The following is an 11,517-nucleotide window of genomic DNA, read 5'->3' on the forward strand; positions in this document are numbered from 1 at the left end:
GGCCTCGGTGACAGCGACGTGCTGCGCGCCGTGATCAACGAGTCGAAGCTGCCGGGCGACAACGAGGCCGACACCGACGGCAACCGGCACTTCTACGGCTTCGAGTGCATCAACCTCGGCAACGGCAAGGACCCCTGGCCCGAGGTGCAGAAGGAGGCCATCGAGAAGGTGGCCGCGGCGATCTGCCGCCACCACGGCTGGTCCGAACGCTCCGTTATCGGCCACAAGGAGTGGCAGCCGGGCAAGGTGGACCCGCGCGGTTTCACCATGGACGGCATGCGGGGGCGCATAGCCGAGCGACTCAAGGGCGGCGGGGGCGGCAGCAAGCCGGCCCCCGGCCCGAAGCCGGCGCCCAAGCCGTCCTACGAGCCGTTCCCGGGCGCCGCGTTCTTCCACGTCGGGCAGCGCTCCCCGATCATCACGGCGATGGGCCGCCGCCTGGTCGCCGAGGGGTGCAGCCGCTACGAGGAGGGGCCGAGCCCCGACTGGAGCGAGGCCGACCGCCGGTCCTACGCGCTCTGGCAGCAGAAGCAGGGCTTCTCCGGCAAGGACGCCGACGGCATCCCCGGCAAGCTCACCTGGGACCGGCTGAAGGTGCCGAAGTCCTAGGGGGTGTCCGCAAAGTCCCGCCTGCCCCGCGACGCCCGGCACGCACTCTCGCCGCACCGGGGCGTCCGCCCGGCACGCCGAGAGCACGCACCGGACGCCGTGGGGCCCGCCCTCCGGGCGGACGACGGGACTTTACGGACACCCCCTAGCGACCGGGTGCGCCCCTGCGCGCGCAGGGGCGCACGCCCGTCACCAGCGGGGGAGCCGCAGCTCGTACTCCGGCTGGATCCGCCGCATGTAGCCGGTGTCGTCCCTGCCGCGCATGCCCGAGTCGACGTACCGCCGGTGCAGCCGCTCCAGCTTGTCGTGGTCGAGCTCGACCCCCAGCCCCGGCCCGGTCGGCACCCGCACCTCCCCGTCGCGCAGCTCCAGCACACCCGGGACGATCACATCGTCCGCCGAGTTCCACGGGTAGTGCGTGTCGCAGGAGTGGTCGAGGTTGGGGATGGCCGCGGCGACATGCGTCATCGCGGCGAGGCTGATGCCCAGGTGCGAGTTGGAGTGCATCGACAGGGCGATCCCGAACGCCTCGCAGACGGCGGCCAGTTCCCGGGTGCGGCGCAGCCCGCCCCAGTAGTGGTGGTCGGTGAGCAGGACCTGGACGGCGTTCTGCTCGACGGCCGGCTTCAGGTGCTCCCAGGCGATCACGCACATGTTGGTCGCGAGCGGCATGGGCGACTCCTTCGCCACCTGCGCCATACCAGGGATGCCCTTGGTCGGGTCCTCCAAGTACTCCAGTACACCGTCGAGTTCACGGGCGACGTACGTCGAGGTCTCGACCGTCCACGCCACGTTGGGGTCCAGCCGCAGCGGCTGTCCGGGGAAGGCCTCGGCCAGCGCCCGGATCGCGGCGATCTCCTCGTCCGGCGGGAACACCCCGCCCTTGAGCTTGAACGACCGGAAGCCGTACCGCTCCTGCATCAGCCGGGCCTGCTCGACGATCCCGGCCGGGTCGAGGGCCTCGCCCCAGTCGTCGGTGATCGCCGGACGGCCGTCGAGCGCGGGGTGTTCGGCCCACTTGTAGAAGAGGTACGCGGCGAACGGCACCGTGTCGCGGACCCTGCCGCCGAGCAGATCGCTGACCGGGCGGCCGAGGAGCTTGCCCTGCGCGTCGAGGCAGGCCACCTCCACCGCCGAGGTGGTCCAGCCACGCTCGTGCGAGCTGGGCACGGCCGGCAGCAGGGCCGCGTCGATCGCGGCGGCGACGGCGGTGGTGTCGAAGACGTCCATGCCGACCACCACCTTCGCCGCGGCCTGGAGCCGCTCCAGCCGGGCGGTGCCGCCGGGGGACTCGCCGAGCCCCACCGTGCCGTCGTCCAGGACGAGTTGGAGGATGATCCGCAGCGCGAGCGGCTCGTGCACACCGTTGGAGTTGAGCAGCGGCGGGTCACCGAAGGCGATCGGCGTGATGATCAGCTCACGGATACGCGTGGGGCTCATGCGGCGGCCACCTCCAGTCCGTGGTCGAGGAGTTTCGCCAGCCGGGCGAGGTGCTCCGGTGCCGGATCCAGCAGGGGAGCCCGTACGCCGCCGACGTCCAGGCCGCGCAGCGTCACCCCCGCCTTGACGAGCGACACGGCGTACCCGGGAACCTCGTCGCGCAGGGCGACCAGCGGGCCGTAGAACTCGTCGAGGAGGCGGGAGACCCGTGCCTCGTCGCCCTCGGCGAGGGCCCGGTGGAAGGCCAGGGCGATCTCCGGAGCGAACGCGAACACCGCGGAGGAGTACAGCCCGACGCCGATGCCCTGGTAGGCGGGCGCGGTCATCTCGGCGGTGGGCAGGCCGTTGAAGAACTGGAAGTCCTCCGTGCCCGGCACGGCACGCACCGCGCGGACGATGCGGTGCATCCGCTCGATGTCCCCGATGCCGTCCTTGAGCCCGACGACCCCGGGCAGGGCGGCGATCTCGGCGGCCGTTTCTGCGGTGAGCCGGGCGGTGCCCCGCTGGTAGAAGACGACGGGCAGCCCGGTGGCCGCGGTGACCTCCCGGACGTAGCGCACCAGGCCCTGCTGTGGGGCGCTGACCAGATAGGGCGGCAGCAGCAGGATGCCGTCGGCACCGGCGCGTTCGACCCGGACGGCCTGGTCCCGGGCGACCGGTGCGGGACCGCCGGCGGCCGCGAAGACCGGGACCCGCCCGGCAGTCGTCCGCACCGCGACCCGGGTCGCCCGCTCGATCTCCTCGGCCGACAGGGCGTGGAACTCGCCGGTGCCGCAGGCGACGAACACACCTCCCGCGCCCGCGGCGACACCCGACTCGATGTGCTGGGCCAGCCGTTCCTCGTCCAGTGAACCGTCCGCCGCGAACGGCGTGACCGGGAAGAACAGCACTCCGTGGAACTTCATGTCTCCCTCAAACGTGGGGGGTGGGTGGTCAGCCCTTGGTGGCACCGGCGGCGATGCCGGTGACCAGCGAGCGCTGGAGGAGCAGATAGACGATCAGGCTGGGGATCAGGGCGATGACCGCACCGGCCAGCACCACCCCCGAGCCGACCTCGGGGTCGGTGCGCAGGATGGACAGGGCGACGGTGACCGTGTAGTCGGTGGGGTCCTTGGCGGCGATCAGGGGCAGCAGATACTGGTCCCAGATCATGATGAAGCCGAGCACCCCGGCCACACCGAGCGCGGGCTTGCACAGCGGCAGGATGACCTGCCACAGCATCCGCAGCTCACCGACGCCGTCGATCCGGGCGGCCTCCTCGATCTCCGTGGGGATGTCCTTCATGAACTCGGTGAGCACCATCACCGAGAAGCCCCACGCGCCGAGCGGCAGGATGACGCCCCAGACGGTGCCCTTCAGATCGAGGCCGACCACGGGCACATGGCCGAGGACCAGGGACAGCGGGATGGCGATGACCTCCTCGGGAAGCATCATCGTCAGCATGAACAGGGTCAGGATCAGCGCCTGCCCGCGGAACCTGTGCCGGGCCAGAGCGTAGGCGGCGAGCGTGCAGACGACGAGCTGGAGCAGCAGTCCGCCGCCCGCGATGACCAGTGAGTTGCCGAAGTAGTCCCAGATGCCACGCTCGCCCGCCACCCGGAAGTTCAGCAGGGTCGGATGGTGGGGGAGGAACGACAGGGTCGAACCGCTGGCCTTCTCGCTGAACGAACCGGAGAAGACCGTCACGAACGGCGCCGCGAAGACGCCCAGGGCGAGGACGCAGAGCAGGACGCGCAGCGCCCAGGCGAGGCCCGGCCGGTCGCTCCAGCCGAGGGCGGTGTCGAAACGGGCGGGGGTGGTGCGCTGCTTCCCGGCGGACGTCCCCGTCGGAGAGGCGGTCACCGGGGTCCGGACGGGGTCGATGGCGGGCGCGCTCATCTCACGTCTCCCCTCTTGCGGAAGTAGTTGACCGTGACGGTGAGCAGCAGCGTCACGCAGAGCAGGAGCACGGAGGCGGCCGAGGCGCCGCCGATGTCGTTGCGGGAGAAGCCGAGGGTGTAGGCGCGGGTCATCCAGACGTCGGTCGACCCGGCCGGACCGCCGCCGGTGAGGACGTACACCTCGGTGAAGACGCGCAGTCCGCGGATGGCGGCGAGGGTGAGGACGATGCCGAGAGCCGGGCGGATCGCGGGCAGGGTGATGTGCCGCAGCCGCTGCCACAGCGACACCCCGTCCATCGCGGCGGCCTCGTACAGCGAGCGGTCCACGCCCGCCAGTCCGGCGAGGATGATCACCATGTTGTAGGGGGCGAGCATCCAGATGCCCATGGCCATGGTCGCCCACAGTGCCGTGTCGGGGTTGTCGAGGTAGGGCACGGGCCCCAGACCGAGGAGCCCGAGGCCGCTGTTGATCAGGCCGTCGGAGGTCGGGTAGTACATCAGCCGCCACATCTCGCCGACCACCGCGGTGGCGGTGACGACGGGCAGGAAGACGGCGGTACGGATGATCTTCAGCGAGCGGGCCTGGCCTTCGAGCAGCAGGGCCAGGAGGACGCCGGCGACGATGCCGCCGAGGGACATGCCGATGCCGAGGACCAGCGTGTGGCCGATGGCGTCCTGGAAGCGGTGGTCGGTCAGGACCCGGGTGTAGTTGTCGAGGCCGACCCACTTGTCGCCGAGGAAGGGCCGCACGTCGAAGAAGCTGAGCCAGACACCCTTGCCCATGGGGAGGAACTTGAAGACCAGCGCGAGCAGCAGACCCGGCGCGAGGAACAGCCAGGGCAGTACGGCCTTCTTGCTGAGGAACCGGGCTCTGCGCGGCCCGGGCGTCGTCACGGTCGCGGTCATTTCAACAGGTCCTGGTCCTTGAGGTCACCGGCGAGGGTGTCGTTGAGTTCCTTCAGGCCCGAGCGGACGTCGCTGCCGCAGTACGTGAAGATCGCGTTGAGAGCGTCGGCGGTGTCCTGCTTGACCGGGGCGAAGTCGGGCGCGTTGGGGAACTGCACGGAGGCCGTCTCGTAGGCCTTCTGCACCACGCTCCAGCGCGGGTCGTGGCGCACCTTCGCCGCGTCCAGCGTGGAGTTGACGGGGATGCGCACGACGGGCTGGTGGTCGCCGGTCATGGCGAGCGTCTGGCCCTCGGGGGAGATCAGGAAGGCCGCGAGCGTCCGCTCCAGCCTGGCCTTCCCGGTCTTCGCGCCGAAGTAGACGTTCTCGCCGTCGGCCAGCACGTCGTTCCCGGCCGGACCCGCGGGGGCGGGCAGGACCTCGTACTTGTCCTTGCCGAGCGCCTTGTCGAACGTGGAGATGTTGTACGGGCCGGTGAGGTACATCCCGGCGTTGCCGTCCTGGAAGTTGGTGGTGTTCGCGGTGACGGAGGTGAGGGCGCTGGGCTGGATGACACCGTTGTCACCGCAGAAGAGGTTCTTCTTCATCCAGGTGACGGTGCGCAGGGCGGCCGCCGAGTCCATGGCGGGCCGGTATCCCGTGCCCTCCTTCTCGAGGATCCGGACCCCGCCCTGCCACAGGTAGCTGGCGCCCCACCAGGCGACATAGCCGTTCTGCGCGCTACCGGGCACGACCATGCCGTACGTGTCCTTCTTGCCGTCGCCGTCCGGGTCACGGGTGGCGAAGGCCTTGGCGAGGGCGAGCGTGTCCTGCCAGGTCTTGGGCTGCGGCAGGCCGAGCTTCTCGCGCCAGTCCTTGCGGACGAACAGTGTCATGGCCTGACGGGAGTACGGGATGCCGTAGTGCCTGCCGTCGCGGCCCACGGTGGACGACCAGGACTGGGCGGTGATCTCGTCGTGTCCGGCGATCGAGGCCGGGGTGATGGGCTTGAGCAGGCCCTGGGCCTGGTAACTGCCCATCAGAGCCGTGTCGTTGATCATGACGTCCGGCAGGTCCTTGGTGGACGCGCGGCTCTGCAACTGCTGGTCGAAGTTCATGACCGGCTGGTAGTCGATCTTGATGCCGGTCTTCTTGGTGAAGGCCGCGAACACCCTCTTGTAGGTCTGGGCGGAGTCCGGATCGCTCCGGGTCCACACCTCCAGCGTGTTCGGATCGCCGGCCCGGGCGCTGCCGGAACCGGAGCCGCAGGCGGCCGTTCCGAACAGGAGACCCGAGACGGTGAGCGCGGCAGCCAGGCGGTGACTTCGTCGGCGATCCCGCATGGGTGGTTCTCCGTTCATATCCGTGAACCAACTTCACGAATCTAAATGATCGGCCAAGCTAGGATCGTTTCATCACCATGTCAATACATGGCTGAAATATTTCACCGAGGTCACACGAGGCCACCCGAGGCGGCACGAAGCCGTGCGCGGGCCCGGAGAACGACAGCGGCCCCAACCGGATGGACCGGTTGGGGCCGTGGGGGAGAAGGTCCGAGGTCAGCCGCGGTGCTCGGCGCGTTCGGCGTTCTTCTTCTTGAGGCGGGCCGCCTCCTTGCGCACCTCCGCCTGGGTGGCGCGCTCCCGCTGCAGCCACTCGGGGTTCTCCTGCTTCAGCGTCTCGATCTGTTCGGTGGTGAGGGCCTCGGTGACGCCGCCGCGGGCGAGACCCGCGATGGAGACGCCGAGCTTCGCCGCGACCACCGGGCGGGGGTGCGGGCCGTTGCCCCGCAGGTCCTGAAGCCACTGCGGCGGGTTCGCCTGGAGCTCGTTCAGCTCGGCGCGCGAGACGACGCCCTCCCGGAACTCGGCGGGTGTGGCCTCGAGGTACACACCCAGCTTCTTCGCCGCGGTCGCGGGCTTCATGGTCTGGGTGCTCTGGTGCGACGTCATGCCGTCCAGCGTATCGAGCGTGTGCACGACCGCTGACCACGACCGCTGACCGCGGCCGCTCACCAGGCCGGTAACCTGGCCAGGTGACAGGCTCGGATGAATCTCCCTCGTTCCGGCTCGTGTACGTCCCCGGGGTGATGCCCGACAAGTGGGTGCGCATCTGGAACGAGCGGCAGCCCGATGTCCCGCTGGCCCTGACGCAGGTGCCCGCGGGAGCGGCGGCCGGGCGGCTGCTGGACCGGGACGCCGACGCGGGTCTCGTACGCCTTCCCGTCGACCGGACGGTCTTCAGCGCGATCCCGCTCTACACCGAGCAGACGGTCGTCGTCGTACCCCAGGACCACCTGGTCACCGCGGTCGACGAGGTGTCCCCGGAGGACCTGTCCGACGACATCGTGCTGCACCCCCTCGACGACGTCCTCGACTGGGAGGACCTCCCCGGCCGGCCCGCCTTCGAACGGCCCGCCACCACGGCCGACGCCGTCGAACTGGTCGCGGCGGGCATCGGCGTGCTCGTCGTCCCCCTGTCGCTCGCCCGCCTCCACCACCGCAAGGACCTCACCCACCGTCCGCTCAAGGACGCCCCCGAGTCGAGCGTGGCCCTGGCCTGGCCCGAGGACGCGACGACGGACCTGGTGGAGGACTTCATCGGCATCGTCCGCGGCCGCACGGCCAACAGCACCCGGGGCCGCCGGCCGGCTCTTCCGGAGGGGAACCCCAAGGGCGGCGTCCGACGAAAACCGGTGCCCGGGGAGTCGGCCTCTGCGAAGCCCACCGGCAAGGGCGGGCAGTCGGCCGGCCGGAGTGGGCGTGGCGCCCCCAAGGGCGGCAGGCGCGGCAAACCGCGCCGCCGTTCGTAGCCCGGGGGCCCCGCCGCCTGAGCGCGACCCCCTGGTTCACCCGGCCGGCGGGGACGGCTGCGGCTGCCCGTAGGACGGGTTGGGGGCGACCGTCTGCAGATCCTTCAGGTCTTCGGGGATCGGCAGCACGCGGACCGGCGCACCCTGCTGGGGCGGCGGCGGCGTCGTCTGATCCTGGGGCAGCTTGGGCGGGGCGGTGATCTGGAAGCTGACCTGCTCTTGGTTGATCAGGCCGGTCTTCTCCAGGACCGTGATGTGGTCGAGAACAGTGTCGTTGGTCGTGTCCGCGAGTTCCCGCACGAGGCTGTTCCGGGTGGTCGCCCGGATCTTGGCAATCGTCGGGAAGATGCCCCCGTGCGCGACCCGCATGAGGGTCACGGCCGTGGACTCGAACTCCCTGCCGGTGCTGCCTTCCGCCGTCGCCACGAACTGCTGCTGCTGCGGCGACGCCTCGTTCGGCAGGGTGATTCCCAGGTCCGTGGAGACCTTGCGGCAGCCCGCGTCGAGCCGGCCGTGACCCACGAGCAGATGCTCGGCGACTTCCTGCATCTCCTTCGACGAGCTCCGCTGCTTGATCAGCTGCCCCAGCGGGTACTCCCACAGACCGGCCGCGCGCACGCGGACCACGAAGTCGCGGTCCGCCTCGGTCAGCGGACCCCACTGGGTGTTGGCGATGATGCGGTCCTGGCCGGAAGCCGTGTTCTGCACGCCCAGCATGCTCGGGTAGGCGAGAGCGGTGAGCGTGAGGATCATCGCACCGCCCACGAACGCGGTTCCTGCCGTGCTGCGCGAGATGCGCATCGTGCCTCCTGGGATTCGAACGGCCCAACGCCAGGAGGTACGTATGCCAGGGGCGAAACAATCACCGCTGCCGTAAAAACTTGGTCAACCGGCCGAGCCCGGTGCCGAGGGCGGCACGGCACCGGACCTGGGCGGAAAGACTCAGGGCCGGTACGAGGCCGCGCCCGCCGTGCTCACCACCTTGTCGCCGTCCGCTCGGCTCAGCAGCCCGGCCGACACCCACGCGTCCACCGTGGACCGCACCCGCGCCACCAGCGCCCCCTTGTTCCGGAACGGCGCCCCGGCCCAGACCTCGTCCAGCAGCGTGGTGCCGTCTGCCTTCGCCGGGTTGGCGACGCCCGAGTCCCGGCCGCCGAAGACGACCTTCGGCTCCGAGCGCCGGAAGTAGGCGTGCGTCGGATCCTCCGTCCCCTCGAAGAACGGCGCCCACTCGGTCCCGTCCAGCGTGAAGTGCAGCGGCTTGCCCGCAACCGGCGTGAGGGAGTGCGACAGATCGCCGGACAGCCCGGCATCGCCGTACAGCCCGACCTTGAGGTACTCGGTGGCGGCGTCGCGGGCGACCAGGTTGACCGGGCCGTGGAACAGGGTCTGCACTGACGGGTCGTCGAGGGCCCTCTCCACCCGCGTCCGGAACGGCATGGCGATGCGGACGGTGTCGCCGGCCCGCCAGGACCGGGACACGTCGAAGTAGCTCCCGGGCTTCGGAGTCCCGGACACGGCACGCCCGTTGACGGTCACCCGGAACCCGGCCGTCGCCCACGACGGGACCCGCAGCCGCAGCGTGAAGGAGGCCCGGCGGCCCCCGAAGGTCAGCGTGCTGCCCTGCTCCAGCGGAAAGCGGGTGGTCTGCGTGACCGTGACGCCCTTCTCGGCCCAGGTCAGCGTGGACGGGCTGTACAGGTTGACGTACAGGGCGCTGCCGTCGGCCTTCGCGAAGTACACCGAGTCCTGGTACTTCGTGGCGCTCTCCATGCCGGTGCCCTCGCAGCAGGTCGTGCCCTGCTTGGGCGTGTAGTCCCGGACATGACCGGGCGTCAGCCCGATGAAGTACGTGACGAGCGGCTTCTCCGCGTCCGGCTTGTCCTGCTTCGATCCGAGCACCTGGTTGTACAGGGCCCGCTCGTAGTAGTCCATGTACTTCGGGTCCTGCTCGTGGAAGAACAGGGTCCGGCTCAGTTTGAGCATGTTGTAGGCGCAGCAGGTCTCGGCGGTGGTCGCGCTGATCGTGCCCGCGATCACGTCCCGGGCCTTGAAGAACTCCCCGGTGCTGGTGCCGCCGATGCCGTACATGCGGTGCGGTACCACCATGTCCCAGAAGTTCTTCGCCGCCGTCAGATAGCGCTCCTCGCCCGTCTCGTCGTAGAGCCGCACGTAGCCGGTGAAGATCGGAATGTGCTGGTTGGCGTGCAGCCCGTCGAGGATGTCGGTGTCCGCCGCGCACGCGTCGATCAGCCGGTCGAGGTCGAACAGCTTGGCCAGCGCGAGGTGTTCGGCCTTGCCGGTGATCGTGTGCAGGTCGCAGATCGCCTCGACGATGCCGCCGAACTCACCGCTGGAGAAGATCCCCCACATGCGCTGGAGCGTGGACTCGGGCAGCTTGGACAGCCGGGAGTACATCCAGTCGCACATGCCGGACGCGAGGTCCAGGGCCCGGGCGTCGTCCGTGGCGGTGTACGCGTCGAGCAGCCCCCTGAGGATCTTGTGCGCGGTGTAGTACGGCGCCCACACCTTGGTGTAGTCGGAACCGGTCCTCGACTCCAGGTCGATGAACTGCGTCTCCGGGTACGCCGCGAGGAACCCGGGGTGGCTGGGCCCGCCCCAGGTGCGGCGCAGGGTGGCGGTCAGGTTCCGGCCGGAGGCGTCCGCGAACGTCCCCCCGGTCGTCTCGTCGAAGGCATACGACGCCAGGTCGCCCCGGCCCGTCGAGGCATCGGCGGCCCGGCGGCTCTGCAACTCCGTGATCTCGGCGGCGGTCAGGGCCCGTGAGAAGACGTTGAACTCCTCGTAGGCACCCGCGAAGACCGGGTCGGCGGAGTAGTTCGAGCGGCCGAGCCAGTTGTTCTTCAGCGTGCCGAGGACCGCCGGGGTGAGGCTCATCGCGGTGTTCCGCGCGACGGCGGTGCCGTTGACGTAGAGCGTGCCGGTGCCGCCCGCGATCGTCACCGCCAGGTGGCTCCACTGGTTCAGCGGCAGCGCGGCCGTGCCGTCGAGGGCCTGCTCGCCGCCGGCGCCCGACGTGGTGATCGCGAAGCGCGGCACTCCGGCCTGGTTGCGGACGGCCAGATACAGGTAACGGGTGGTGTCGTCGCCGAAGTCGAAGACACGGGTCCAGTCGGCGTCGTGGGTGGGCCGCACCCAGACGGAGAGGGTGATCGCCGAAGCCCCGCCGAGCACGGCCGCCGGCAGATCCACGTACTGGTACGAACCCCGCACCTGATCCGCGCCGGTCCCGAACCTCCCGGGCACGCTCAGCACGGCCGGGTCCCGCCGCAGCGCCGCGCGCACCTCGGTCAGCGCCCCGACCATGGTGCCGATCCGCTCGGCGAACACCCGCTCCTTCGTGCCGCGGTACGCCTGAGCCAGCATGGTCAGGAAGTGGCCGGTGTAGTGCCCCCGCAGGTTGCCGTTGGCCTCACCGTCCAGCCCCTCCCAGCCGCCGGGGGCGACCGCGCCGCCGGTGGAGAGACCGGCGTTGGCGCGGAACACCTGGAGCAGCCGGTTCACGTCGTAGCCGCGGGCGTGGTCCAGCATCAGTTGCCGCTTGTCGGCGAAGACGCCCCGGCCGAGGCTGACGTCCTCCAGGGCGAAGGGCCGTACGGTCCAGGCGGACGGGGTGCCGGCGGCGACCGCCGCGGTCGCGGCGGACGCGGCGGCCTGCCTCGTGGTGACCTCGGATATCGCGGGTACGGCCGCGGCGAGGGCCGCGGCCTGGAGAAGGGTTCGTCTGGAGAGGGGCCGTGCCATGTGTGCTCCTCCATGGGCCCAGGGGCTCGCGGGTCCCGGGTTAGCGGTACGCGGTAGGGTCGATATGTCGAACGCTGTACGGATGATCGACCAGACCCTAGGGAGGGGACGGGGGAGCGTCAACGG

Annotated in this window: 10 protein-coding genes; 2 read left to right on the plus strand and 8 right to left on the minus strand. The window is 70.4% G+C overall.

Annotated features, from left to right (window positions below):
* Window positions 1-609: peptidoglycan-binding protein (locus tag CCL05_RS32475; protein WP_086564252.1), on the plus strand; the 609-nt coding region annotated here is incomplete at its 5' end.
* A gap of 189 nt (window positions 610-798) precedes the next feature.
* Here CCL05_RS32475 and CCL05_RS32480 read toward each other — a convergent pair.
* The 6 genes from CCL05_RS32480 to CCL05_RS32505 all read right to left on the minus strand — a co-directional run bounded on the left by CCL05_RS32480 (window position 799) and on the right by CCL05_RS32505 (window position 6,766).
* Entirely contained in the window at window positions 799-2,049 is a 1,251-nt protein-coding gene (locus CCL05_RS32480; protein WP_086564253.1) for a glucarate dehydratase family protein, read from the minus strand.
* Complete coding sequence (locus tag CCL05_RS32485) at window positions 2,046-2,954, minus strand: 5-dehydro-4-deoxyglucarate dehydratase (protein ID WP_086564254.1); 909 nt, start codon at window positions 2,952-2,954, stop codon at window positions 2,046-2,048. The genes CCL05_RS32480 and CCL05_RS32485 overlap by 4 nt, the downstream gene beginning before the upstream one ends.
* A gap of 28 nt (window positions 2,955-2,982) precedes the next feature.
* Window positions 2,983-3,927, minus strand: coding sequence for a carbohydrate ABC transporter permease (locus CCL05_RS32490; RefSeq protein WP_086564255.1), 945 nt, complete (start codon window positions 3,925-3,927; stop codon window positions 2,983-2,985).
* On the minus strand, window positions 3,924-4,835 hold the full coding sequence (locus CCL05_RS32495; protein WP_086564256.1) for a carbohydrate ABC transporter permease: 912 nt from the start codon (window positions 4,833-4,835) through the stop codon (window positions 3,924-3,926). Before CCL05_RS32495 ends, CCL05_RS32490 begins: the two co-directional genes overlap by 4 nt.
* Window positions 4,832-6,157 (minus strand): ABC transporter substrate-binding protein, encoded by a 1,326-nt coding sequence (locus CCL05_RS32500; RefSeq protein ID WP_086564257.1) that lies wholly within the window; start codon window positions 6,155-6,157, stop codon window positions 4,832-4,834. Before CCL05_RS32500 ends, CCL05_RS32495 begins: the two co-directional genes overlap by 4 nt.
* A gap of 216 nt (window positions 6,158-6,373) precedes the next feature.
* The gene (locus tag CCL05_RS32505) at window positions 6,374-6,766 is read right to left on the minus strand and encodes a DUF5997 family protein (RefSeq protein WP_086564261.1); all 393 of its coding nucleotides are present in this window, start codon (window positions 6,764-6,766) and stop codon (window positions 6,374-6,376) included.
* An 83-nt stretch (window positions 6,767-6,849) separates the two neighbouring features.
* Here CCL05_RS32505 and CCL05_RS32510 point away from each other — a divergent pair, with 83 nt between their 5' ends.
* Window positions 6,850-7,626 carry a LysR family substrate-binding domain-containing protein gene (locus CCL05_RS32510; RefSeq protein WP_086564258.1) on the plus strand — a complete coding sequence of 259 codons (777 nt, stop codon included), beginning with the start codon at window positions 6,850-6,852 and terminating at the stop codon, window positions 7,624-7,626.
* 36 nt (window positions 7,627-7,662) lie between these two features.
* On the opposite strand, the gene CCL05_RS32515 is transcribed toward CCL05_RS32510, so the two are convergent.
* Complete coding sequence (locus tag CCL05_RS32515; protein ID WP_086564259.1) at window positions 7,663-8,427, minus strand: DUF4142 domain-containing protein; 765 nt, start codon at window positions 8,425-8,427, stop codon at window positions 7,663-7,665.
* 141 nt (window positions 8,428-8,568) lie between these two features.
* Entirely contained in the window at window positions 8,569-11,391 is a 2,823-nt protein-coding gene (locus tag CCL05_RS32520) for a beta-L-arabinofuranosidase domain-containing protein (protein ID WP_086564260.1), read from the minus strand.
* Window positions 11,392-11,517: the final 126 nt, after the last annotated feature.

It is taken from the genome of Streptomyces africanus (assembly GCF_002150735.1).
GTDB lineage: Bacteria > Actinomycetota > Actinomycetes > Streptomycetales > Streptomycetaceae > Streptomyces > Streptomyces africanus.